The organism is Duganella qianjiadongensis (genome assembly GCF_009857915.1).
Classification (GTDB): Bacteria; Pseudomonadota; Gammaproteobacteria; order Burkholderiales; family Burkholderiaceae_D; genus Rugamonas; species Rugamonas qianjiadongensis.
The window spans coordinates 348,748-373,821 of the sequence record NZ_WWCM01000003.1 but is presented as its reverse complement, the minus strand read 5'-3'; the positions used below and the strand labels follow the sequence as shown (position 1 = coordinate 373,821).

The following is a 25,074-nucleotide window of genomic DNA, read 5'->3' as shown; positions in this document are numbered from 1 at the left end:
ACCATGCATAGCTTGTGCATGGCGGCCCTGATTTTTTAGCGGGTATTGGTATTACTTGGCAGCGGCTTCCGCAGCCATGGTGGCCAGACGGCGCGCGCGCACGGCGGCGGCCAGTTCCTGCAGTACCTGCACGCTGCTCTCCCAGTCGATGCAGCCGTCGGTCACGGACTGGCCATACACCAGTTCCTTGCCCGGCACCAAATCCTGACGGCCGGCGACCAGATGCGATTCCACCATCACACCGATGATGCGCTGGTCGCCAGCGGCCACCTGACGGGCGATATCGGCGCAGACGGGAATCTGGTTTTCCGGCTTCTTCGAACTGTTGGCGTGCGACGCATCGATCATCAGACGTGCCGCCAGCCCCTGGGCAGCGATAGCCTTGCAGGCTTCATCCACGCTGGCCGCATCGTAGTTCGGGGTTTTACCGCCGCGCAGGATGATGTGGCAGTCTTCGTTGCCGTTGGTCGACACGATGGCCGAATGGCCGCCCTTGGTGACGGACAGGAAGTGGTGCGGCTGCGAGGCGGCCTTGATGGCTTCCACGGCGATCTTGACGTTGCCGTCCGTGCCGTTCTTGAAGCCCACCGGACAGGACAGGCCGGAAGCCAGTTCGCGGTGCACCTGCGACTCGGTGGTACGGGCACCGATGGCGCCCCAGCTGATCAGGTCAGCGATGTACTGCGGGCTGATCACGTCCAGATATTCGGTACCGGCCGGCAGGCCCAGTTCATTGATGTCGCGCAGCAGTTCACGTGCCATGCGCAGGCCGTCGTTGATGCGGAAGCTGCTGTCCATGTACGGGTCGTTGATCATGCCCTTCCAGCCCACCGTGGTGCGCGGTTTTTCGAAGTAGACGCGCATGACGATTTCCAGATCGGCCCCCAGTTCCTGCCGCAGCGGGGCCAGACGGCGCGCATATTCCATCGCCGCTTTCGGGTCGTGGATAGAGCATGGACCGATCACCACCATCAGACGGTCATCCTGACCGTGCAGAATGCGGTGCAGCGCAACGCGGGCGCTGGCCGCCGTGTGTTCCGCCGTTTCCGTGCACGCAAACTCGCGAATCAGGTGGGACGGTGGCGTCAGTTCCTTCATTTCGCGGATACGTAAGTCGTCGGTACGTGGCATGCTGTTCTCCAAAAAAGTAAATTAAGTCAGGCTCAGATCAGATTGCAAAGTGTCGGGGTAAAAAAAAACCGCCTCGGAGGCGGTTTTTTCGGAATTTGCTGGAACTCGTTTTTGCTTCTACGTGCACCGGCCGCTACTCCACCGCCTCTGGGTTGGAATTGCTAAAGTAAAAATAGCCGGTAAAGAAAAAGCGGGTCATGTACAAGCTTCCGTTTCGGTTTCGACGCCCGGTCAGGCATCAGCTGCAACGACTATAAACCCATAGCTTGGCACTTGGCAAGGGCTTTTTTTCTACACGGCAGGGGCCCGCAACAAAATTTTCATCGGTTCCACTGCCGTAAAGCAACTTTTACACGGTACCGCCCACCGTCACGCCATCGAGGCGCAGAGTCGGCTGGCCTACTCCCACCGGCACGCTCTGGCCTTCCTTGCCGCACACGCCCACGCCCGGATCGAGACGCATATCGTTGCCTATCATGGACACCCGGTTCAGCACTTCCGGCCCGTTGCCGATCAGGGTAGCGCCCTTGACGGGATAGCTGATCTTGCCGTTTTCGATCATATAGGCTTCGCTGGCCGAGAAGACGAATTTGCCGTTGGTGATGTCCACCTGGCCGCCGCCGAAATTGACTGCATACAGGCCGTTCTTGACCGAGGCCAGAATTTCGCCCGGGTCCTTGTCGCCGCCCAGCATATAGGTATTGGTCATGCGCGGCATGGGCAGGTGGGCAAACGATTCGCGCCGCGCGTTGCCGGTGACCGGCATTTTCATCAGGCGGGCATTCATGGTGTCCTGGATATAGCCTTTCAGGATGCCGTCTTCGATCAGCGTGGTGCACTGGGTCGGATTGCCTTCGTCGTCGATGTTGAGCGAACCGCGGCGGTCCGGCAGGGTGCCGTCGTCGACCACGGTGACGCCCTTGGCGGCTACCCGTTCGCCGATGCGGCCCGAGAAAGTAGACGAACCCTTGCGGTTGAAATCGCCTTCCAGACCGTGGCCGATAGCTTCGTGCAGCAGGATGCCGGGCCAGCCCGGTCCCAGTACCACTGTCATCGGACCGGCCGGAGCGGGACGCGCATCGAGATTGACCAGCGCCGAGCTGACGGCGTCCTGCGCGTACTGCTCCAGCAGCGCGTCAGTGAAATAGCCGTAGTCGTAGCGGCCGCCGCCACCGGAGGAGCCCATTTCGCGCCGGCCGTTCTGCTCGGCGATCACGGTCAGCGAAACGCGCACCAGCGGACGGATATCGGCCGCCAGCACGCCATCGCTGCGTACCACCAGCACCACATCGTATTCGGCCGCCAGACTGGCCATCACCTGTACCACGCGCGGGTCTTTGCTGCGCGCCATCTGTTCGAGGCGTTCCAGCAGTTTGACTTTGGCGGTGGCGTCGAGCGAAGCGAGCGGATCATTGGGCAGATACAGCGCACGGCCACCGGTAGGCGTCATGGCGCTGGCCACTTTGACTTTGCCGGCACCGGCGCGGGCGATGGTGCGGGTAGCGCTGGCCGCCGACAGCAGGGCTGCTTCGGAGATATCGTCGGAATAGGCAAATGCCGTGCGGTCGCCGGAGACGGCGCGCACGCCCACGCCCTGATCGATCGAGAAGCTGCCCGTCTTGACGATGCCCTCTTCCAGACTCCAGCCTTCGTTCTTGGTGAACTGGAAGTACAGGTCGGCATAATCGACCTTGTGGGTAAACATCGAGCCCAGCGTCTTGAGCAGCTTGGCTTCATCCAGCCCGAACGGCGTCAGCAGGATATCGCGCGCAACGGCAAGGGTGGACAGATTCGGTTCAAATGGCTTCATGTTGGCTTCTATTTAAGTGGTACGGCAGGATTGTAGCGCCGTTTCACATGGTGCGGTGTTTCAGTGCCGGCAGGCTGCTGCGCACGCTGTCCATATACACCGCGTCGATCTGACCCTGCACCACGCCCTCGCCCTCGGCCAGCACGGCTTTGACTGCGCCCCAAGGATCGATCAGCATGCTGTGGCCCCAGGTACGGCGGCCGTTCGGGTGCTGGCCGCCCTGCGCCGCTGCCAGCACATAGCACTGGTTCTCGATGGCGCGCGCGCGCAGCAGGATTTCCCAGTGGGCCTGACCGGTGGTATAGGTGAATGCAGCCGGCACCACGATCAGGGCCAGCGGACCCATGGCGCGGTACAGCTCGGGGAAGCGCAGGTCGTAGCAGACCGACATGCCCACCTTGCCGAACGGCGCCTCGAACACGCCCGGCGCCGTGCCGGGCACGATGGTGCGCGATTCGTCGTAGCTCTCGCCGCCTTTGCTGAAGCCGAACAGGTGGATCTTGTCGTAGCGGCTGACCTGCTCGCCCTGCGGGTTGTACACCAGCGTGGTGTTGATGACTTTGGCGGCATCGTGCGAGGCCAGCGGCAGAGTGCCGCCTATCAGCCAGATGCCCAGCTCGCGCGCGAGGCCGGACATGAAATCCTGTAGTGGCCCCTGCCCCAGCGGTTCGGCCACGGCCACCTTGTCGCTATCGCTGTGGCCCATGATGGCCCAGTATTCGGGCAGCAGCACCAGCTGCGCGCCGCCGGCTGCCGCTTCCGTGACGAGGCGGCGCGCGGTGGCGATATTGTCCGCCACGCTGGGCGAGGAAACCATCTGGATGGCAGCTACGGTATGGGTCATGTTGTCACTCGCACTCGTTGAACAGGCTGGTGGAAAAAGCGCTCCCCTTCAGGGCGCCCCCTTGGGTGGCGGCGGCACTTCCGTTTTGGCCGTTTCGATCTTGGTCACCACCGGCGCTTTCCACGGTCCCGTCACCTGCATATGATAAGTCAGCGCCTTCATCACGGGTGCGCTGAGGAAAAGCTGGGCGAGGAAGCTGCCCAGACCGATGACGGGGTTGACGGCCAGCGCATACACCAGCGGCGCGGTGCCGAGATTGACCTCGGGGATCACCACCACATGCAGATTGGCCGTTTCGTTGGCCAGATCGGCGCTACCGTCCATCAGCACGGTGGCGGCCACGCCGTGCATTTTCAGATTATCGGTACGCACGATGCCGTGGCTGATGGCGGCATTGGCAGTAATGCCGTCGAACGCCAGCCCTTCCGAGAATACATCATGAAAATCGAGTTTGAGCAGGCGCGGCAAGGCTTGCAGACTGAGCACACCAAGCAGCTTGGCGGCGCCCGGGTCCTGCTTCAGGAACTGGCCTTTTTCCACATTCATCTTGATCTGGCCGGCCAGCGTGGGCCAGTCCAGCGAGTACGGCAGCCCCTTCCACGCGATATCGCCGGACAGATTGCCCTTGCCGCCTTTGAGCGTGCCGGCAAAGCCGAAGCGGTCCAGCAGCTTGCCGGCGTTGCTGATGGCCAGATCGAAGTTCAGGCTGGAATCATGCACGCCATCCTTGCTGACCCATTTGCCGCTGCCCTTGAATTCGCCGTCAGGATTGGACAGCAGCAGTTTGCTGACACGCCACTCGCGCTGCGCCCCCAGCTGGACATTATTGGCCTGCAGTTCCAGCCGGCCCAGAGCCTTGTTGAACAGTTCGAAGCGTTCGACCACGATATCGAGCGCCGGGATGGTGGTGCTGGCAGCCTGACTGTCGAGCAGATCCTGCACATCCTTGGAGGCCGATTCCGGAATCACTAGGGAGGACAGGCGCGCCGTGACCTTGCCCAGCCCCTGGCCGGTGGACGGCTCGCTCCACGTCAGATAGCCGTTGGCCTGAGTCGAATCGATATTCGCCTGCCACACGGTTTTCTGGCGCCCCACACCGAGCACCACATTTTCCAGTTTGCGGTCGCCGATAATCAGCTCGCTGCTGCGCGCGGCGATGGTGTCTGGCATCACGTATTGCAGCAGATCGGCGCTATCGCTAGCCGCAGCGGGGCTAGCTGTCGCGGTGCTGCTGCCGCTGTTGCCAGTGCCGCCGATGGAACTGGCGAAGTCCAGCCACGCATCCACGTTCAGTGCGCGCAGATTGATGTTGTAGGCCAGCCCGCTGTCCGGTTCCGGCGCCGGCGTGGCGATGCCTATGCCGCCGCGTACCAGCTTCCATGGCTGCTTGCCCGTCTTGGCGCGCTGGTAGCGTGCCGCCATATTCCCACCCAGACTGATGCGGATATCGTCATGCAGCGCGCCGGCACTATCAGGCGTCAGCGCGCTATTGAGTACAAAGCGCAGCGGCATGGCCTCGCTGGTGCTCTTGTGCACCGGCACAGGCAGGTCCACCGCCAGCCCGTTCAGGCTGGAATCGACCGCCACCGTCACCTGATGGTCACGCGCCGTTACCGTGCCCGTGTAGCGCGTGCTACCGGCAAAGTGGCTGGCGAGGCGCTGCATGGCGGGCGAACCATACTGTTTGCGGAAGCCGTCTGCCGTCAGGGTACCGCCCAGTTTGACCACGATGGCATTATCGCGCTGGCTGCCGCCGGTGATGCTGACCGGGCCGCCGAGGAAGTTACCGGACAGCTGGTTGAGGTTGACGCCGCGCTCGTTGAATTCGATCTTGCCCTGCGCTGCCTGCACGGGCGGCAGGTCGTTCATCAGGGTGATTTCATTGTTCTGCAGCTGCAGCGTGCCGAGCACTTTGGCGTCGATCAGATGAGACAGCGGCAATTGCAGCTTCAGCGCCAGCCTGGCATTGCCGCTGGCCTGCGTTTCGTCGGTAAAGTTCGAGATCCATTCCAGCACCGGACTGCTGGCCACATATTTGAGGAATTCCTGCATGGGACCGGCCGCATTGCCGTCGATTTCCAGCAGGGCGTTATGGGCATCCAGATTGGCTACCACGGCTTTCACGCCGCTCAGCGCCACGCCGCCCGTGCTGGCCGTATCGCCGCGGATTTCCATGCGGGCCCGATCGAACACGAAGCTGCCCTTGATATGCTCGGCCTGCGGCCATAGCGGCAGCGGTTTGCCATCCTTGCCCAGCTCCTTGCCGTCATGCAGATGCTGGCCCGGCGCGTAATTGAGTTTGCCTTCGCTGATCTTGCCGGCCACGCGGAATTCGCCGCGGTTGCGCTCCGCCCCGCTCTCGCCGTGGAAGGGGAAGTGGGCCAGATCGCCGCGCAGGCGCAGACTGACATCGCTGGCCACGCCGCCTTCCAGTGCGCCCGTCAGCCACGCGCGCAGATCGTGCGGGGTCTGGATAGGCAGGTAGTTATCGATGCGGTTGATCTGGAAGTTATTCAGCGTGCCGGTAAAATCCACCGTGCCCATGCCCTTGCCGACCAGCGGCATGCGGTGGCTGCCCTGCAGCGTGCCGCTCATGCCCTGCTGCAGAAAGTCCATGCTGTCGATCTGGAACAGCAGCATATTGTCGCGCTCGAAGCTCCAGCGCGCTTTCAGGTTCAGGTGCTCGAACGGCATCGACGGGCTGCTGAAATAATCGGGCATCTGCAGCACCAGCTGCTGCGAGTTCAGGCTGAAGCTGCCGCCCTGCTCGGTGGCGTCGATCGCGCCGCTGAGATTCTCGAAACCGGGGATGGCCGGCATGGCCGCAATGGCGGGCGAGCGCGCCGTCTTGGCCTGACCGGGCCGGGGCGGCTGCGGTTTCAGGCCCAGCCCCACCAGATCGCCCTTGATTCGGTAGGACTGCAGGGCCGGATAGGCGCCGCGCCATTCGGCGGAAAAGTTCTGCAGGCGGCCACGCGGAGCGAAATCGGCCAGCAACTGGCGCTGATGGTCGCTCAGCGGCAGACGTTCGGCCAGCCCTGCCATGGTCTGCAGGTCCAGCTGGGCGGCACTGATGATGGTCTGTTCCGCTTTCGGTCCGCTGGCGGCGACGTAGCGCTCCGACAGCGAGGTAGGCGCCATGACGAAACCGTCGCTAGTGGTCAGGGTCAGATTACTCAGCTCGACCGAGTGGCCCAGCGCGCCAAAGCCGGCGCGCGCCGTACCTTTGACTGCCAGCGGCAGCACATTCGGCAATTCTTCTTTGGCGGCGATACGCCCGCTCAGCTGGCGCAGGTCCAGCACGGGCAGCTCCTTGCCCAGCACGGCCGACACGTTGACCAGTCCCAGATCGGCCGTAAAGCCCGTCAGGCGCGACTGGTCTATGCCCAGCCATGCGCGCAGCGAGCCGCCGCCGCTATGCAGTTCGAACGGGAAGTCCAGCCATGGTTTCCACGTCAGCAGATCGGTGTTGCGGATATCGGCATACAGCTCGCCCTTCCACATCGAGACATTCGACACCCGCGCGCCAAACGCCGGATGGCTGAAATCGGCGCGCACATCGAGCGGCGCGGCCAGCGCGGCCGGCGGCGTGGCGCGCACGGCCAGCTGGTGGCGCAGCCACTGGTTGCGCAGCACCACATTGACGCTGTCGAGCGCCAGCAAGGGCGCTTTACGCTGCTGGTCCAGCCACTGCACGCGCCCTTCGCGGATGACGATTTCGCGCTGTGCCAGCAGCCAGTCGGCGCCCTTGCCGTCACTGGGCTTATTCAGATCGAGCAGCATGCCGGCTACATACAGGCGGCCTTGCGCATCGCGCAGCACGCTCAGATCGGGCCGCACCAGCTCCAGTGATTCGAAGCGCACGGTGGCCGACACCACGCTCCACCACGAGAGGGTGGCCGACACGCTGGGCAGGCTCAGGGCGGCACGGCCTGCCGCATCGTGCAGCACCACATCGCCTAGGAAGAGATTGGGACGCAGGCCGTGCCAAGAAGCGTAGACCCGGTCTATGCTGACGGCATTACCGACGGCGCGGCTAGCCAGCCGCTCGATATCGCCCTTGTAATGGTCGATATTCGGCAGCACGGCATAGCGCAGGGTCAGGAACAGGATGGCAAAGGCGAAATACAGCAGCAGCGCCAGCTTCACGGTGAAGCCCAGCACATGGTGGCTAGCCAGATTACAGAAGCGGTAGAACGCCGTCAGCCGGTGCCAGCGCGTAGCGATATAGCCCTCGCCGGACTCCGGGCCGTGCGGGCTTGCGCTCACTGTCTGGTCATCTTGTTTTTGCATCAATCCGCTAAAAAATCAGCTAATAATTCAGGCCATGCATCCAATAAATCGCTACACTCGAAGGCGGATGGTCGCGCCAGCGCGGCCATTCTACCCTATGCCCGGCCCGGCGCAGCGTTCGACAGGCCGGACGCGGGGCAGTTTTACAAGTCGTTACCACTGCTAAGCGGCAGTTCGTCCATCGCTTGGCCCACAGGATAGAACCCTACATGAGTGCACCGAAGACCGCAGCTACCGTATCCCGTTTCTACCAGCGCTGGCTGGCTGCCGCCCCCGAGCGAGCCGCCCAGTCCGACGCCGTTGCCGCCGTGGCACTGGACCAGATCGATCTGGCCGCCTATCTGCAGCGCGAAGCCGAGGCCAAAACCGGCGCGCCGCCCCTGCCGCTGGGCCGCGCCATGCGCCGCCTGCGCAACCTGCTGGTGAATGGCCTGATCCGGCGCGATCTGGCCGGGCTGGCCAATCTGAACGAGGTGGTCACGGCGATGACGCGCTTTGCCGATTTCGCCATCGCCCGCCATGTGGAGGAGCTGATGGCCGAACTGGTGGCCGCGCACGGCATGCCGACCGGGCGCGATTCCGGCCGCCCGCAGCAGCTGATGGTGCTGGGCATGGGCAAACAGGGCGGCGGCGAACTCAATGTCTCGTCCGATATCGACCTGATTTTCGTCTATCCCGAAGATGGCGACACCGTCACCAGCGTGGCGGGCCAGCGCAGCCTGTCCAACCATGAATTCTTTATCCGCCTGGGCAAGCGCCTGATTGCCGCGCTGGCCGAAATTACCGAGGACGGCTTTACCTTCCGCGTCGATATGGCCTTGCGCCCCAACGGCAATTCCGGTCCGCTGGCCTGCAGCCTGAACATGGTGGAGCAGTATCTGATCGTGCAGGGGCGCGAATGGGAGCGCTATGCCTGGGTCAAGGCGCGCGCCGTCACCGGCGCGCCAGAAGATATCGCGGCACTGGAAGCCATCGTGCGGCCTTTCGTGTTCCGCCGCTATCTGGATTTCGGCGTGATCGATGCCATCCGCAATATGCACGCCCAGATCCGCGCCGAAGTAAACCGGCAGGAAAGGCTGCATCCGGACCGCAGCAACAACGTCAAACTGGGCCGCGGCGGCATCCGCGAAATCGAGTTTCTGGCGCAGGTGTTCCAGCTCATCCGCGGCGGCCGCGATGCCGCCCTGCGCGACCGCTCCACCCGCACCACCCTGCGCATCATTGCGGAAAAAGGCCTGCTCAGCCACGCCATCGTGTATCAGCTGCTGGCCTCCTATACCTTCCTGCGCAATCTCGAACACCGCCTGCAGTATCTGGACGACGCCCAGACCCACACCCTGCCCGCCAGCGAGGCCGACCGTCTGCTGGTGGCGCAGATGATGGGGCTGGACGATAGCGCCGCCCTGCTGGCCCAGCTGGAAGCGCACCGCCAGTTCGTCGCCGGCCAGTTCGACGAAATGTTCTCCGACAAGAGCAATAGTCCCAGCAGCAGCGGCGGCAGCGCAGCGGGCGACGCCATCAACCCGCAGGTATCGGACGCCTGCGCCGATCCCGATAACCGGGAAGCCATGGTGGCACGCTTTGCCGCGCTGGGTTTCGACGATGCGGCCGGCGCTGCCCAGCGCCTGATCGGCACTTGGCAGGCGCCGCGCCTGCAGTCGCTGCCCGAAGCCAGCCGCGACCGCCTGCTGGGACTGGTGAATCTGGCCCTGCCGCTGATTATCCAGTGTTCCTGCGAAACCAGCGGCGGCAGCCAGCAGGCCACGCTGGGACGGCTGCTGGACTTCCTCGAAACCATCGCGCGCCGCTCGGCCTATCTGTCGCTGCTGACCGAATACCCCCATACGCTGGCACGGGTGATCGGCATGATGCATGCGAGCGGCTGGGCCGCCAAATTCCTCAGCCAGCACCCGATACTGCTAGACGAGCTGCTCGATGGCCGTCTGCGCAGCACCGAATTCGACGCCGCCGAAGTAGCTGCCGACCTGCAGCGCCAGCTGGCCGCCGATCCCAGCGACACCGAGCGCCAGATGGACATCCTGCGCGAAACCCATCACGCCCAGCTGTTCCACCTGCTGGCACAGGATCTGGCCGGCGACCTGACGGTGGAAAAACTGGCCGACCACCTGTCGGCGCTGGCCGATACCATCGTCGCGGCGGCCATCAGCGCCATCTGGCAGACCATCGCCACCCGTCATCGCGCAGTGCCGCAGTTTGCCGTCATCGCCTACGGCAAACTGGGCGGCAAGGAGCTCGGCTATGTGTCCGATCTCGATGTGATCTTCCTGTACGACGACAGCGATCAGGAAGCCCCGGCCCAGTATGCCAAGCTGGCGCAGCGCTTCATTACGTGGATGACCACCCATACCTCGGCCGGCATCCTGTTCGATATCGACACGGCGCTGCGGCCCGACGGCGCCAGCGGCATGCTGGTGTCCACCGTCGCCGCCTTCGAGAAATACCAGAGCAGCTCGGCCTGGGTGTGGGAACATCAGGCCCTGACGCGGGCCCGCTTCTGCGCCGGCGATACCGCCATAGGCCAGCGCTTCGAGGCGATCCGCGAAGCCGTGCTGCGCAAGGAACGCCCGGCCGATGGCCCGCTCAGGCAGGAAGTCATCGCCATGCGCAAGCGCATGATGGATGCCAAGCCCAACCACAGCGCCCTGTTCGATCTGAAGCAGGACCCGGGCGGCATGATAGACATCGAATTCATCGTCCAGTATCTGGTGCTGCAGCATGCGGCGCGCTATCCGCAGCTGACGGCCAACGCCGGCAATATCGCCCTGCTGCGCATGTTCGGCGAACTGGGACTTATTTCCGTCGAGCATGCCAGCGCCGTCGGCGATGCCTACCGCCAGTTACGCAAACTGCAACACCAGCTGCGCCTGCAAGGGCAGGATCTGGCACGGGTGGAACCGGCACTGGTGGCGCATCACGCAGCACAGGTTAGCGCACTTTGGAAAGAAATATTTATGTAGAAATGTTGCTCCAACCCAACTTCCCGATTCGCACAATAGCGAGAGTTGGTCTACACTGGTTCGCACTGCAGGCGTGAGACAGCGGCTACAACATCGCTGCCACTCGCCTCTGCATAACCATAAAACGAGGAGAAACTACATGAAAGCCTTACTGCGCGCCGCCGCGCTGGGTATTACCCTGCTCGCCGCATCCACTTACAGCTATGCCGCCGACAAAGGCAGCCCGGATGAAGCCATGGCCATGGTGAAAAAAGCCGTGTCCCTGATCAAGTCCGAAGGCAAGGAAAAAGCCTTTGCCGCGATCTCGGATCCGGCCAATACCACTTTCCATGACCGCGATATGTACATCTATGTGTACGACATGAACGGTGTGGCCGTCGCCCACGGCAACAATCCCAAGATGGTGGGCAAACGCCTGATCGATCTGAAAGATAACGAAGGCAAACCCATGATCAAGGAAATGGTCGATCTGGCCAAAACCAAGGGCAAAGGCTGGGTCGATTTCAAATGGCCTAATCCGGTGACCAAATCAGTGGAAAGCAAATCCGGCTACATCGAAAAAGTCGATGATGTGCTGGTGGGCTCGGGCATCTACAAATAAGCCTGTCTGCTCTACAAGCAACCGGAAGGGGTCTGCTACTGGCCCTTCCGGTTTTTTTTCGTCCGCACTAACCAGCGCACGCCAGAGACAGCACAACACGCTGCAAAAATATCAAGCTCGCGCGGAACTCCCATCCGCACCGTCTGGTCTATTAGCGATCACCTTGTACAGCCAGCCCTGCAGCCCGCGCTGCAGGCCGACCTCGCCAACTACAGGAGTCCGCGCATGAACCAGACCGTCTTATGTACCCACGATCTACGCCACCGTCCGCTGTATCTGCTCTGCCTCGGCAGTCTGGGCGCAGCCAGCGTCTGCGCCGGTAGCGCAGCACTGGCACAGACCCCTGACAGCCCAGCGCCTGCCAGCGACAGCATGCAGAAAGTGGTGATCACCGGTTCACGCATCGCCTCGCCGGCTGCTGCTTCGCCCTCGCCCTTGCAGATCCTCAGTTCGGCCGACATCGCCGCCTCGGGCGCCACCAATCTGCAGGATTTATTGCAGAAAAATCCCACCATGGGCACGCCGACTCTGAGCCGCGGCAACTCCAATTTCCTCACCTCGGGCGGCGGCGTTACCACCGTCAACCTGCGCAATATGGGCGACAGCCGCACGCTGGTGCTGGTTAACGGCCGCCGCTTCGTTTCCGGCGTGCCCGGCGACAGCGCCGTCGACCTCAACACCATCCCCACCGACTTCATCGAACGGGTGGAACTGCTGACCGGTGGCGCTTCGGCCACCTACGGCTCGGATGCCGTGGCCGGCGTCATCAACATCATCCTGAAAAAGAATTTCAACGGCGTGCTGCTCGATGCGCAGACGGGGCGCAGCGACCAGCATGACGACTTCAAGAAAAAACTGGCGCTGACCTTCGGCATTACCAGCAGTGACAGCGCCAGCAATCTGATGGGCCACTTCGGCTACTCGAAACAGGGCGCCGTCTACAGCCGCGACCGCGCCGCCACGGCCGTGGACCAGACTTCCGCCATTACCCAGGGCCATCCGGAACTGGCGTTTGTGGCGCGCCGCCCCAACTATTCCGGCTATGCGCCGCAAGGGCATTTTTTCGGCGATACCGAGGACTTCACTTTTGACGCCAACAACCAGATCATTCCGTGGAACCAGAACGGCAACGATGCTGCCGGCAACGGTGCCACCGGTTTCAACCGCTCGGCTTTCCGCCTGATCGCCGTGCCGGTCGAACGCTACCTGTTCGCCACCAATGGCAACTGGGCCTTCAACGACCAGCACAGCGCTTTCTTCGAAGGTACTTATGCGTCGTCCAGGGTCGCTACCAATATCGAGCCCTTCCCGCTCGGTTCCGATCAGGTGTACAAACCGTCCGGACAGGTGCCGGCCGGCGCCATGGTCAACGGCGTGCTGGTGCGCAATCCCCTGATCCCGCAATACCTGTACGAGCGCATCAGCGATACCGATGGCGACGGCATCCCCGATTATTTCTTTACCCGCCGCCTCAGTGAATTCGGTCCGCGCCATTCCGTCGTCGAGCGCGACACCTTCCGCCTCGCCACCGGTATGAAGGGCAGCTTCGGCCAGTGGAACTACGAAGCCTTTGTGGCTTACGGCAAAACCAAGGAAGCCCAGAATTCCACCGGACAGGTGAATGTGGCCAGCCTGCGCAATGCGCTCGAAGCCATACCCGGCCCCGGCGGCACGCCCGTCTGCGCCAATAGTTCGGCCGTGGCGGAAGGCTGCGTGCCCATCAGCCTGTTCGGCTTTAACAGCATCAGCCCGGCCGCCCTCAAATACGTCACCGCGCCCGGTTCGCTGGAAACAGCGATTACCCAGAAGCTGGCCGGCGCCAGCGTGACGGGTGAAGTGCCGGGCCTGCCCGCAGGAGCCATCGGCATTGCGGCGGGGCTGGAATGGCGCGACGAAGATTCCAGCGCCGTGCCCGATCCCCTCACCCAGACGGGGCAGAATGCCGGCAATGCGCTGCCGCCCACCTACGGCAATTTCACCGTGCGCGAAGCCTTTGTGGAAGCGCGCGTGCCGCTGCTCAAAGATAGGCCGTGGCTGCGCGAACTGAGCTTCCTCGGCACCTTCCGCCACGGCGACTACTCGACCGTGGGCAGCGCCAACAGCTGGAACGCCGGCCTCGAATGGCAGCTCACGCAGGATATCAAACTGCGCGGCACGCGCGCCCAGTCCACCCGCGCACCCAATATCAACGAACTGTACACGGCGCCCAGCCAGGACTTTCCCAACGGGCTGGTCGATCCCTGTGAAGGCGTCGGCATCAACGATAACAGCGCGCTGGGGCTGAACTGCCGCAATGCCCCCGGCGTGGCCGCCAACATGGCAGCCCATGGCGGCGTATTCACGCTCAATCAGGCCGACCAGCAAGGCATCAGCGGCTACAACAGCGGCAACCCCAGTCTGAAGGCGGAAAAAGGCCGCTCCACGACTGTCGGGCTGGTGGTGACGCCACGCGGCATCCCCATGCTGCGCAAGTTCACTTTCACGGCCGACTACTTCCTGATCAGGATCGCCGACGCCATCGTCGCCACCGACCGCCAGTACGCGCTCGACCAGTGCTACAACCACAACAATCCAACCTTCTGCAGCTTCATCGTGCGCCGCCCTGCGCCAGTGGGTAATCTGAGCGCCGGTTCCATCCAGTACAGCAACCTGAGCGTCACCAACAGCGGCGGGCTGGGCACGGAAGGCGTCGATGTCAGCGCCTCATGGGCCGACAAGCTGGGCCCCGGCGATCTGAGCGCACGGCTGAGCTGGACCTGGCTGCGCCAGCTGTGGCAGAAGGCTACACCGGAAGCGCCGGAAAATTCCGATGTGGGCGAAGTCACGGCCAACAATACCAATGCGCCACGCAACCGGGCCGGCCTGAATCTGGCCTATAAATGGAAGCAGCTAGGTATCAACTGGGTCACCACCTATAACGGTCCTGTCTCGCTCGACGACCAGTTCCTGAAAAGCCTGAACATTGCCCCCGGCACGGTAGGCGTAGGATCGCGCACCTACCACGACGTGCAGCTGACTTACGACCTGCGCAAGGCCGTGCAGCTGTATCTGGGCATGGACAACATCTTCAATGCCAAAGCACCGCCCATCATCACCGGCCTGCCCGGCAACCAGCCCGGCACGGAAACGGATAGCTCGACCTATGACGCCATCGGCCGGCGCTACTATCTGGGCCTGCGCGTGACCCTGTAAGCAGCACAGCCGGCTAGTTCTTGCGAACTAGCCGGCCTAGCCAGTCGGGCTGCCCGCCATCCCCACTTATGGCGCATAGAAAAGCCGGCATGACTTTTCTATAATCGGCACAGAATTCTCTACGACTGCACCCATCGTTATATACTTGAGTACATAGCGATAAGCAAAACGCGGCATAGAGTCCGGCTGCCTCGTCCTTCCAGACGAGGTTCTTTTTAACTACCGCTATAAACAAAACTATATAACGCATCCCATGCCAGTCTTCCGCTCCCAAGCAACGCCCCTCGCTGCTGCTGCCGCATTATTCGCCGCCAGTCTCGCCCAGCCTGTCCTTGCCCAGCAAGCTGCCGCTCCCGACAGTTTCGAGCTAGGCACCGTCTACGTCATCGGCAGCCGCCAGCCGGCAGACAGCCAGTCGTCCGATCAGGTCGCGTCCCGCCTCGACATCGGCAGCATACGCCAGGCCAACCGCGAGAATGTCGGCGATGCCCTGAACCTGCTATCCGGCATCACCCTCTCGACCAATGCGCGTAACGAGAAAACCATCGCCGTGCGGGGTTTCGATGCGCGTCAGGTACCGCTTTACATCGACGGCATACCCGTCTACGTCCCGTATGACGGGTATGTGGATTTCGCCCGCTTCAGCACCGCTGATCTGGCCGCCATTCAGGTCACCAAAGGCTATAGCGCGATGGCATACGGCGCCAATACCCTGGGCGGCGCCATCAATCTGGTATCGCGCCGCCCCCGTCAGGCGCTCGAAGCCGACGCCCGTATCGGCTGGGCCAGTGGCCAGCAAAAGCTGGCATCGGCCAATCTGGGCAGCCGGCAGGGAATCTGGTATGTGCAAGCGGGTCTGGCCTACGACCAGAGCGATAGTTTTCCGCTAGCATCCAGTTTCCGTCCCACGGCGACCGAAGACGGCGGCGCGCGCAACAATGCCTACCGGCGCGATAGCAAACTGTCGCTGAAGCTGGGCTTGCTCCCCGGCGCCGGCGATGAATACGCACTCAGCTATTATCAGCAGCACGGCGTCAAAGGCCAGCCGCCTTCGACTGATCCGGCAGCAGCACGCTACTGGCAATGGCCCTACTGGGATAAGGAAAGCCTGTATTTCATTTCCCGTACCGCTCTCGGCACACATGAAACCCTGAAGCTGCGCGCCTATCACGATAACTATGGCAACGAAGTCGATAGCTACACCAATGCCAGCTACAGCATATTGAAAACCGCAGGCGCGGGCAGCGTGGGCAGCGGCCGCAGCATCTATAGCGACTGGACCACAGGCGCCGTACTGGAACTGGAATCGCTGCGCTGGCAAGGCCACACGCTACGCCTGAGCGCACACGAAAAACGCGACCGCCACGAAGAGCGCGATGCCAACGCCAGCACGCTGGCGATCTACAAGGACAGCTTGCGCTCCTACACGCTGGAAGACAGTATTGCGCTGGCCGCCAGCTGGACGCTGGGGCTGGGTGCGGCCAGCAACCAGCTGCAACCGCTCACCGTGTACAGCACAGGCAACCCCTATTCTCTGCCGCAAAGCAAAACTGCGCACGACTGGCAGACCGGTTTATTCCATGACCTGGACGCCAGCAGCCGCCTGTACGCCACGCTGGCGCACAAATCGCGTCTGCCGACACTGAAAGATCGCTACTCGCAGCGGCTGGGCAGCTATATCGAAAATCCCGCACTCCAGCCGGAAGTGGCAACGCATAGCGAGATCGGCTATCGCGCCCAGTTCGGCAGCGCCGCCAGCGTGCAGGCAGCGCTGTTCAACAGCGACATCAGCAACCGGATCCAGAGCGTGGCCAATGTGGTGGGCAATAAAGCGCAGATGCAGAATATCGGCCAGGTGCGCATGTCCGGTATGGAACTGGAGGGCCAGTATGACTGGACCAGCCTGCTACGGCTCGGTGCCAGCTACACCTATCTCGACCTGAAAAACCGCAGCACTCCGGCCACCCGCATCACCGATGTGCCGCAGCAGAAACTGCTGCTGCAAGTCCGCTTGCACCCGCGCGGCGACACCGAGTTCAGCGCATTTAGCGAAACCAATAGCAGCCGCTGGGCCTCGAACAGTGTGCAACTGGCCGGCTTTACCACCCTCAACCTCAAAGCCGCCTATCACGCCAACCGGCAGATCAGTGTGGAAACGGGAGTGAACAATCTGGCCGACCGCAATTACGCGCTGGCCGACGGTTTCCCCTCCGCCGGCCGCCAGTGGTTTGCCCAGCTCAGCTATCAATATTAATCACCTCAAGGAGCAAAGCCGATGTCACCACTACGCCCTCTCACTCTGCTGCTGGCGCTCTGCCTGAGCAGCAGCCTGCAAGCCCATCCTGTAGTGGGTGATCCTGCCCGCTACGTCAGCACCACGCTGGCGGTACAGGGCGCGGTGGAACAGGCGCAGACGCTCGATCTGCCTGCGCTGCGCCAGCTGGTACAGCAGCATCCGGCCAGCGTGACGCTCAAGCGCCAGCCCGATGGCGTCAGCAGCACGCTGCGCGGCGTGCGCCTGCGCGACCTGCTGGCGCAAGCCCGCATCGTCAGCAAAGACCATAACGACGTCAAAAAGACCATCATCATCGCCACGGCCAGCGACGGCTATGCCGTCGTGTTCTCCTGGTCGGAGCTGTTCAATTCGGCGCTGAGCGAAGATGTACTGGTTTACCTCGAAAAAGACGGTGCCGCACTGGGCGACGACGAGGGGCGTATTGCACTAATATCGGCGCAGGATCTGCGCACCGGCCCGCGCCACGTCAAATGGCTGCAGCGTATCGATGTCAAGAAGGTGGTGGAATGATGGCCACGTCTGCACCTAGCCCTGCTGCCGTTCCGGCCAGCACGGCACTGCTACGCCGCTGCGTGAGCGGGGTGATGCGCCACGCCGAATCCGGCGAACTGCCGCTCTACACATGGACACTGGGACTGGCGCAGGAAGATCTGTGCCAGTTGCTGGCCTACTGCTTTCCCGAACTCGATGCGCTCGAACGCCTGCCCGAAGCGCAATATGAAACCATACTGCGAACCGCAGCCCCCCAGTTGCACCAGCTGGTGCAGCTGCTGCTGAGCCTGCGCAGTCCGGATGCCGATGCCAGTGCCACTTACTGGGCCGCCCATGTGGTCAGTGCGGCCGCTAGCGGCAGCCGCCACTTATGGCAGGATCTGGGGCTGGGCGCGCGCGATGATGTCACGGCATTGCTGCAGCACTTCTTCGCGCCATTCTGTGCACGCAATACGGCCCAGCTGAAATGGAAGCGTTTTATGTTCCAGCAACTGGCGCTGGAGCAGCCTTCGGCAGCGCCCCATAAGCCGGACTGTACGCAGTGCGAACAGCACGCAGTCTGCTTTCCACCAGCGCTGACGCTTGCCCCCTAGTCGCCCCATCCGGCCTAGCACTACGCCAGCTCGCCACAAACAACAAGGGCAGACCGCATGGTCTGCCCTTGTTGTACTACGCGGTGATACTGCACTGCCCCGCTGACATCGTCAGGAGGCAGTGACGCCCGATTACTTGGCGTTCATCAGTGCCACGGTGGTGTCCAGCATACGGTTGGAGAAGCCCCACTCGTTGTCGTACCACGACGATACTTTGACCAGACGGCCCGACACTTTGGTCAGGGTGGCGTCGAAGTTCGACGATGCCGGGTTGTGGTTGAAGTCGATCGATACCAGCGGTTCGGTCTGGTAGGTCAGCACTTCTTTCAGGTCGCCTTCGGCAGCGGCCTTCATCAGGGCGTTCACTTCTTCCACGGTGGTGTCGCGCTTGGCGATGAACGACAGGTCAACCAGCGAAACGTTGATGGTCGGAACGCGGATAGCGAAACCGTCCAGCTTGCCGTTCAGCTCAGGCAGTACCAGACCTACGGCAGCTGCAGCGCCGGTTTTGGTCGGGATCATGCTCTGGGTAGCGGAACGGGCGCGACGCAGGTCTTCGTGCATCACGTCGGACAGTACCTGATCGTTGGTGTAAGCGTGCACGGTGGTCATCAGTCCGGTTTCCACGCCGATGGCGTCGTTCAGCGGCTTGACCAGCGGGGCCAGGCAGTTGGTGGTGCACGAAGCGTTCGAGATCACGGTGTCGCTAGCTTTCAGGACGTGCTGGTTCACGCCATACACGATGGTCGCGTCGACATCCTTGCCGCCCGGGGCCGAGATGATGACTTTCTTGGCGCCGCCCTTCAGGTGAGCCGAAGCTTTTTCTTTAGTGGTGAAGAAGCCGGTGCACTCCAGCACGACGTCCACGCCCAGATCGCCCCAAGGAATTTCGGCAGGGTTACGCTGTGCGAACACGCGGATCACGTCGCCGTTCACGATCATGTTGTCGCCGTCAACGGTCACGGTGCCGGGGAACTTGCCGTGGGCCGTGTCGTAGCGGGTCAGGTGGGCATTCGACTTGGCGTCGCCCAGATCGTTAATCGCCACGATCTGGATGTCCTGTTTTTTGCCGCCTTCGTAGAAAGCGCGCAGCACATTACGGCCTATGCGGCCGTAGCCGTTAATTGCAACTTTAATCGTCATACTATGCTCCTGAGTAGAAAAATAGGTGATGCAACTGCTTACGTTGATTATGCAATGACAGATTTGGCTTTGGCCACGACGTTTTCCACCGTGAAGCCGAAGTGCTTGAACAGCACGCCTGCCGGAGCCGATTCACCGAAGGTATCGATGCCGACTACCGCGCCTTCCAGACCGACGTACTTGTACCAGAAATCGGTCACGCCGGCTTCGATCGCCACACGTGGCAGGCCTTTACCCAGCACGCCGGCCTTGTAGGCGGCGTCCTGACGGTCAAATACATCGGTCGAAGGCATCGACACCACGCGTGCGGCAATGCCTTCTGCGGCCAGTGCTGCGGCGGCAGCAACAGCCAGTTCCACTTCCGAACCGGTGGCAATCAGCACCACTTTGGCATCGGCTGCGTCGCTCAGCACATAACCACCGCGGGCGATGTCGGCCACTTGCTGGCTGCTGCGCTCCTGGTATGGCAGGTTCTGACGCGAGAAGATCAGGGTCGACGGACCATGTTTGCGCTTGACGGCTTCGCCCCATGCCACCATGGATTCCACGGTGTCGCATGGACGCCAGTTGTCCAGCTGGGGAATCAGGCGCATCGAGGAAATATGCTCGACCGACTGGTGGGTCGGGCCGTCTTCGCCCAGACCGATGGAGTCGTGGGTGAACACGAACAGCGAACGCTGCTTCATCAGCGCCGCCATACGCAGAGCGTTGCGGCTGTAGTCGGAGAAGGTCAGGAAGGTGGCGCCGAACGGGATGTAGCCGCCGTGCAGGGCCACGCCGTTCATGATGGCCGACATGCCGAATTCGCGTACGCCGTAATTGATGTGGTTGCCCGGCTGGCCCGAACGTACGGCCACGCACTCTTTCCAGTTGGTCAGGTTGGAACCGGTCAGGTCGGCCGAACCGCCGAGGAATTCCGGCAGCACGGGAGCCAGTGCCTGGATTGCGTTCTGGCTGGCTTTACGGGTCGCGATGTTTTCTTTTTTCTCGATGCAGCTGGCGATACCGGCTGCCAGTGCGCCTTCGAAGGCAGCTGGCAGCTCGCCGGCCATACGGCGGCTCAGTTCGGCAGCTTCAGCAGGGAACTGGGCAGCGTACTTGTTGAACAGTTCGGTCCAAGCCGCTTCGCGCGCCGCGCCGGCCGCTTTGGCGTCCCATGCGCCGTACACGTCGGCAGGGATTTCGAACGGTGCCGCGCTCCAGCCGATGTACTCGCGCACAGCAGCCACTTCTTTTTCGCCCAGCGCCGCGCCGTGCACTTTGTCGCCGCCCTGCAGATTCGGCGAACCTTTGCCGATCACGGTCTTGCAGCAGATCAGGGTAGGCTTGCTGGCAGTTTTGGCAGCAGCGATGGCAGCCGATACGGCAGCCACATCGTGGCCGTCCACGGCGCGGATCACGTTCCAGCCGTAGGCTTCGAAACGGGCCGGGGTGTCGTCGGTGAACCAGCCTTCCACTTTACCGTCGATGGAAATGCCGTTGTCGTCGTACAGGGCGATCAGTTTTTTCAGGCCCAGCGTGCCGGCCAGCGCACACACTTCGTGCGAAATACCTTCCATCAGACAGCCATCGCCGAGGAAAGCATAGGTGTAGTGATCGACCACGTCGTAACCCGGCTTGTTGAATTCGCTCGCCAGCAGGTACTCGGCCAGTGCCATACCGACGGCATTGGCAATACCCTGACCCAGCGGGCCGGTGGTGGTTTCCACGCCCGGGGTGATGTCGACTTCGGGGTGTCCCGGGGTTTTCGAATGCATCTGGCGGAAGGCCTTGATGTCATCCATGCTCACCGCGTAGCCGCTCAGGTGCAGCAGCGCGTAGTGCAGCATCGAGCCGTGGCCGTTGGACAGCAGGAAACGGTCGCGGTTAACCCATTTCGGGTTGGCCGGGTTGTGGCTGTAATGGCCACTCCACAGCGCTACCGCGATTTCGGCCATGCCCATAGGCATACCTGGGTGGCCGGAATTGGCCTTCTGGACGGCGTCCATTGCCAGCGCGCGAATCGCGTTAGCCATTTGAGTGGTGGGGAGCGTAGAAGTCATCGTCGATCTATCACGAAAGTATGGAAACTGGGTGCAAGGAATACGCCTAAGTTGCGCTGCGGGACTACGGCTTAAGCCCAGCATGACTGCTACTTAGTGCTTCTTGGTTACTACTTCGGTACTGCCTACTTGCTGAACCCATTATTTTACCAGACCGAGGCGGCGACGATTTAAAATTGCTCATATACACATCATCCACGCCCCACTACGTCATCACGGAACCCTGCATGCCACGCTTTTACCTGCCCCAGCCATTAGCCATCGGTCAGCTGATCCAGCTGCCCGAAACGGTCGCCCACCACATCAGCGTACTGCGGCTGGCGCCGGGCACCCTGCTCACCCTGTTCAACGGCGAGGGTGGCGAATACAGCGCTGTCCTAGATCAAGTGGAGAAACGCCGCGTCAGCGTGGAAATCAAGGCGCATACGGCGCGCGAAGCCGAGTTGCCGTTCGGCATTACGCTGGCACAGGCGCTGCCGGAAGCCAGCAAGATGGACTGGATCATCGAAAAAGCCATCGAACTGGGCGTGAACGCCATCCAGCCGCTGGCGGCGCAGCGCTGCGTGGTGCGGCTGTCGGCCGAGCGGGCCGAGAAGAAAATGGCGCACTGGCAGGCGATTATTGCCTCCGCCTCGGAACAGTGCGGGCGCAACCATCTGGCCCGGCTGGGCGAGCTGCAGGACTATAAACAGTGGATTACCCAGCAGGATATGCACCGCCGCATCATCCTGACGCCGCGCGCCGAGCAGTCGCTGGCCGACTGGGCGCGCCACCAGAGCCCGCAGGCCGTCACGCTGGTGATCGGCCCAGAAGGCGGCCTGAGCGAAGCAGAAGAAGATCAGGCCATCCGCCAAGGCGCCCTGCCGCTGGCCATGGGGCCGCGCATCCTGCGCACCGAAACGGCGGGGCTGGCTGCCGTGTCGGCGCTGAGCGCTGCCTGGGGCGGCATGTAATCCCCCCGCCCCTGCCCGTGCGGGCAGCCCGACGTAGCGGCGCCCGACGTAGCGACGCCCGACGCAGCGGCGCCCGACGTAGCGACGCCCGACGCAAAGTGACGTATCGCCCCAACACTCGGGGGCGATAAGGCATCATCCTTGCCTTGAATGCAAGTGCAGCAGCTATAATTTTTCGTCCGGCCTCAGGCCGCAGAATCACTGGCTCACTTGATCATGATCACCTCTTCCTCCGGCGCCAACGCGCCCAGCGACGCCGCAGTGCTTGAAGCGGCCGCTATTCAAGCCAGCAAAGCAGGTCAAGACGACGAAGCCGTCCGCCTCTGGAATCTCCTGCTGGAACTGCAACCGCAACACACACTGGCACTGACCACACTGGGCAAACGGGCTTTCCGTCTGGGCGACCATGCCAGCGCCCGCCGCGCCTTCGAGCGGCTGGTGCGCAGCGAACAGGACAATCCCCAGCACTGGATCAATCTGGCCATGGCCTGCCAGGGCCAGCGCGACGAAAAGGCCGAGGAACTGGCCATCCACAATGCGCTGGTGGCCGACCCGCACGACATGGTAGCCCTGCTACTGCGCGCCAATCTGCTGGAGCGTCAGGGCAAGACCCACAAATCCGCCACCGCCTACGGCGCCGTGGCGCAGGTGGCGCCGCCGCTGGAACGGCTCGATCCGACTATGCGCGGCGCAGTCGAACATGCGCATCGCTACATCGAACGCTACCGCACCGATTTCGGTAACTTCCTCGACCAGTTCATGGATGCCCAATACCAGCAATACGCCGGCGAGGATATCCAGCGCTTCCGCGATTCCATCGACCTGATGGTGGGCCGCAAACGGCGCTATGATTCGCAATCGATGATGTACCACTATCCGGGGCTGGTGCCGGTGGAATTCTTCCCGCGCGAACAGTTCCCCTGGCTCGATGCCATCGAAGCGGGCACCGACACTATCCGTGACGAATTCCTTGCAGTGCTGCAGGCCGAACAGGGCTTCCAGCCCTACCTCACCTATCCGGACGATGTGCCGCACAACCAGTTTGCCGAGCTGAATAATTCGCCGCGCTGGAGCGCCTTCCACCTGATCAAGGATGGCCGTCCGGTCGCCGGCAATATCGAGCAATGCCCGCAAACCATGGAACTGCTGCGCGGTGCGCCCCAGCCCGACCAGCCCGGCCGCACCCCCACCGTGATGTTCTCGCTGCTCAAGCCGCGCACCCGTATTCCGGCCCATGTAGGCGTATCCAATGCCCGCCTGCTGACCCACGTGCCGCTGATTATTCCGCCCGATTGCGGCTTCCGCGTCGGCAATACCACGCGCGAGTGGGTGCCGGGCAAGGCCTGGGTATTTGACGATACCATCGAACATGAAGCCTGGAACAATAGCGACAAGCTGCGCGTCATCATGATCTTCGACATCTGGCATCCCCAGCTGTCGCTGGCCGAGCGCAGCCTGATCACCGAACTCACCCATGCGATCTACGCTTTCAACAGCGATTCCGCCAGCTACGAAACCTGACACCATGACTGCATCGCATCAAGACGCCAGCGCCGCGCGCGACCACTATCTGCAGCTGACCAGCAAGGGCCAGGGCGGCCCGCAAGCCTGGTTCGGCTTAGCACAGGCCCAGCATGCGCTGGGCGAAATCAAGGCCGCACTGGCAGCACTGGAACAGGCCGTCAGCGCCGCGCCCGACAATCTGCAACTGCTGCTGTACAAAGGCGACCTGCTGGCCGCCGATGGCAATGCCCCCGCCGCTGCTGCCTTCTACCGCAGTGCGCTCGATGCGGCCCCGCCCGACCATGAGCTGCCGGCCCAGCTGCGCGCCCACGTGCAGAAAGCCCGCCATGCCTGCGCCGACTACATGCAGAAATTCGAGCATAAACTGCAGAACAATCTGGCGCAGGCCGGCTATACCGAAGGCCGCGAACACGCCCGCTTCCGCCAGTCGCTAGACCTGCTGCTCGGTCGCAAGCAGCTGTATCTGCAGCAACCGCGCCTGTACTACTTCCCCGGCCTGCCGCAAGTGCAGTACTTCGAACGGGAAGCCTTCCCGTGGCTAGCGCAGGTGGAAGCGGCGACGCCAGCCATCCGCGCCGAACTGGAACAGATCCTCAAGGACGAAGACGCCTTCGAGCCCTATCTGAAACCGGATCTGACCCTGCCTGCGCGCGAACGTGGCGGCCTGCACAACAACCGCGACTGGGGCGCTTTCTACCTGTACCGCAACGGCCAGATCGTGGCCGAAAACGCGGCACGCTGTCCTGCCACCATGGCCGCCATGGCCAAGGTGCCGATGCCGCAGATCGAAGGCCGCGCCCCCACCGTGCTGTTTTCGCTGATGCGCCCGGGCGCCCACATCACGCCGCACACGGGCATACTGAATACCCGTTTGATCTGCCACCTGCCGCTGATCGTACCACCGGGCTGTAGCCTGCGCGTGGGCAATGAAACCCGCCAGTGGGAAGAAGGCAAAGCCTGGGTATTCGACGACAGCATCGAACACGAAGCGTGGAACCGCAGCGACCAGACCCGCGTAATCCTGCTGTTCGAAACCTGGCGTCCGGAACTGAGCGAGAGCGAACGCACGCTGGTCAGTACCATGCTGGGCAGCATAGAAGACGGCAACGACTGGGAAACCTGAGCCTCGGCACAGGCGCTCCAACTGAAACGCCCGCTGGCAGCTAGCCAGCGGGCGTTTTT

The 25,074-nt window shown here is 62.5% G+C and carries 15 protein-coding genes; 9 read left to right on the top strand and 6 right to left on the bottom strand.

The genetic code is table 11. The features are described 5' to 3' along the window. Positions 1–51 precede the first annotated feature (51 nt). The 4 genes from aroG to GTP27_RS07300 form a co-directional block, all read right to left on the bottom strand. Entirely contained in the window at positions 52–1,131 is a 1,080-nt protein-coding gene (aroG, locus tag GTP27_RS07315; protein ID WP_161038511.1) for a 3-deoxy-7-phosphoheptulonate synthase AroG, read from the bottom strand. 349 nt (positions 1,132–1,480) lie between these two features. Beyond that, positions 1,481–2,941: a metalloprotease TldD gene (gene tldD / locus GTP27_RS07310; protein WP_161038510.1), complete on the bottom strand. Its 1,461-nt coding sequence runs from the start codon at positions 2,939–2,941 to the stop codon at positions 1,481–1,483. A 43-nt stretch (positions 2,942–2,984) separates the two neighbouring features. Further along, positions 2,985–3,785 carry a carbon-nitrogen hydrolase family protein gene (locus tag GTP27_RS07305; RefSeq protein ID WP_161038509.1) on the bottom strand — a complete coding sequence of 267 codons (801 nt, stop codon included), beginning with the start codon at positions 3,783–3,785 and terminating at the stop codon, positions 2,985–2,987. A gap of 48 nt (positions 3,786–3,833) precedes the next feature. Next, the gene (locus GTP27_RS07300; protein ID WP_161038508.1) at positions 3,834–8,078 is read right to left on the bottom strand and encodes a YhdP family protein; all 4,245 of its coding nucleotides are present in this window, start codon (positions 8,076–8,078) and stop codon (positions 3,834–3,836) included. A 209-nt stretch (positions 8,079–8,287) separates the two neighbouring features. On the opposite strand from GTP27_RS07300, the gene glnE reads away from it, so the two are divergent. From glnE to GTP27_RS07270, 6 genes are all read left to right on the top strand, one after another. Further along, entirely contained in the window at positions 8,288–11,056 is a 2,769-nt protein-coding gene (gene glnE / locus GTP27_RS07295; protein ID WP_161038507.1) for a bifunctional [glutamate--ammonia ligase]-adenylyl-L-tyrosine phosphorylase/[glutamate--ammonia-ligase] adenylyltransferase, read from the top strand. A 139-nt stretch (positions 11,057–11,195) separates the two neighbouring features. Beyond that, complete coding sequence (locus GTP27_RS07290; protein ID WP_161038506.1) at positions 11,196–11,657, top strand: cache domain-containing protein; 462 nt, start codon at positions 11,196–11,198, stop codon at positions 11,655–11,657. A gap of 225 nt (positions 11,658–11,882) precedes the next feature. After that, positions 11,883–14,849 carry a TonB-dependent receptor domain-containing protein gene (locus GTP27_RS07285; protein WP_229633493.1) on the top strand — a complete coding sequence of 989 codons (2,967 nt, stop codon included), beginning with the start codon at positions 11,883–11,885 and terminating at the stop codon, positions 14,847–14,849. Between the two features lie 253 nt (positions 14,850–15,102). Further along, on the top strand, positions 15,103–17,103 hold the full coding sequence (locus GTP27_RS07280; protein ID WP_161038505.1) for a TonB-dependent receptor plug domain-containing protein: 2,001 nt from the start codon (positions 15,103–15,105) through the stop codon (positions 17,101–17,103). 21 nt (positions 17,104–17,124) lie between these two features. After that, on the top strand, positions 17,125–17,655 hold the full coding sequence (locus tag GTP27_RS07275) for a molybdopterin-dependent oxidoreductase (RefSeq protein WP_161038504.1): 531 nt from the start codon (positions 17,125–17,127) through the stop codon (positions 17,653–17,655). Next, entirely contained in the window at positions 17,652–18,230 is a 579-nt protein-coding gene (locus tag GTP27_RS07270) for a nitrogen fixation protein NifQ (RefSeq protein WP_161038503.1), read from the top strand. The genes GTP27_RS07275 and GTP27_RS07270 overlap by 4 nt, the downstream gene beginning before the upstream one ends. Positions 18,231–18,362: 132 nt before the next feature. On the opposite strand, the gene gap is transcribed toward GTP27_RS07270, so the two are convergent. Beyond that, positions 18,363–19,373: a type I glyceraldehyde-3-phosphate dehydrogenase gene (gene gap, locus GTP27_RS07265; protein ID WP_161038502.1), complete on the bottom strand. Its 1,011-nt coding sequence runs from the start codon at positions 19,371–19,373 to the stop codon at positions 18,363–18,365. A 47-nt stretch (positions 19,374–19,420) separates the two neighbouring features. Next, positions 19,421–21,415 (bottom strand): transketolase, encoded by a 1,995-nt coding sequence (gene tkt, locus GTP27_RS07260; RefSeq protein ID WP_161038501.1) that lies wholly within the window; start codon positions 21,413–21,415, stop codon positions 19,421–19,423. A 227-nt stretch (positions 21,416–21,642) separates the two neighbouring features. Here tkt and GTP27_RS07255 point away from each other — a divergent pair, with 227 nt between their 5' ends. From GTP27_RS07255 to GTP27_RS07245, 3 genes are all read left to right on the top strand, one after another. Next, complete coding sequence (locus tag GTP27_RS07255) at positions 21,643–22,368, top strand: 16S rRNA (uracil(1498)-N(3))-methyltransferase (RefSeq protein WP_161038500.1); 726 nt, start codon at positions 21,643–21,645, stop codon at positions 22,366–22,368. 216 nt (positions 22,369–22,584) lie between these two features. After that, positions 22,585–23,889, top strand: a complete 1,305-nt coding sequence (locus GTP27_RS07250; protein WP_161038499.1) for an aspartyl/asparaginyl beta-hydroxylase domain-containing protein — start codon at positions 22,585–22,587, stop codon at positions 23,887–23,889. 4 nt (positions 23,890–23,893) lie between these two features. Then, a complete protein-coding gene (locus GTP27_RS07245) occupies positions 23,894–25,015 on the top strand; it encodes an aspartyl/asparaginyl beta-hydroxylase domain-containing protein (protein WP_161038498.1) in 1,122 nt (373 codons plus the stop codon). Positions 25,016–25,074: the final 59 nt, after the last annotated feature.

What these genes read in the sequence shown, in the direction of transcription:
- aroG (WP_161038511.1), bottom strand. Translation starts at nt 1,131, where the DNA reads ATGCCACGTACCGACGACTTACGTATCCGCGAAATGAAGGAACTGACG.
- tldD (WP_161038510.1), bottom strand. Translation starts at nt 2,941, where the DNA reads ATGAAGCCATTTGAACCGAATCTGTCCACCCTTGCCGTTGCGCGCGAT.
- GTP27_RS07305 (WP_161038509.1), bottom strand. Translation starts at nt 3,785, where the DNA reads ATGACCCATACCGTAGCTGCCATCCAGATGGTTTCCTCGCCCAGCGTG.
- GTP27_RS07300 (WP_161038508.1), bottom strand. Translation starts at nt 8,078, where the DNA reads ATGCAAAAACAAGATGACCAGACAGTGAGCGCAAGCCCGCACGGCCCG.
- glnE (WP_161038507.1), top strand. Translation starts at nt 8,288, where the DNA reads ATGAGTGCACCGAAGACCGCAGCTACCGTATCCCGTTTCTACCAGCGC.
- GTP27_RS07290 (WP_161038506.1), top strand. Translation starts at nt 11,196, where the DNA reads ATGAAAGCCTTACTGCGCGCCGCCGCGCTGGGTATTACCCTGCTCGCC.
- GTP27_RS07285 (WP_229633493.1), top strand. Translation starts at nt 11,883, where the DNA reads ATGAACCAGACCGTCTTATGTACCCACGATCTACGCCACCGTCCGCTG.
- GTP27_RS07280 (WP_161038505.1), top strand. Translation starts at nt 15,103, where the DNA reads ATGCCAGTCTTCCGCTCCCAAGCAACGCCCCTCGCTGCTGCTGCCGCA.
- GTP27_RS07275 (WP_161038504.1), top strand. Translation starts at nt 17,125, where the DNA reads ATGTCACCACTACGCCCTCTCACTCTGCTGCTGGCGCTCTGCCTGAGC.
- GTP27_RS07270 (WP_161038503.1), top strand. Translation starts at nt 17,652, where the DNA reads ATGATGGCCACGTCTGCACCTAGCCCTGCTGCCGTTCCGGCCAGCACG.
- gap (WP_161038502.1), bottom strand. Translation starts at nt 19,373, where the DNA reads ATGACGATTAAAGTTGCAATTAACGGCTACGGCCGCATAGGCCGTAAT.
- tkt (WP_161038501.1), bottom strand. Translation starts at nt 21,415, where the DNA reads ATGACTTCTACGCTCCCCACCACTCAAATGGCTAACGCGATTCGCGCG.
- GTP27_RS07255 (WP_161038500.1), top strand. Translation starts at nt 21,643, where the DNA reads ATGCCACGCTTTTACCTGCCCCAGCCATTAGCCATCGGTCAGCTGATC.
- GTP27_RS07250 (WP_161038499.1), top strand. Translation starts at nt 22,585, where the DNA reads ATGATCACCTCTTCCTCCGGCGCCAACGCGCCCAGCGACGCCGCAGTG.
- GTP27_RS07245 (WP_161038498.1), top strand. Translation starts at nt 23,894, where the DNA reads ATGACTGCATCGCATCAAGACGCCAGCGCCGCGCGCGACCACTATCTG.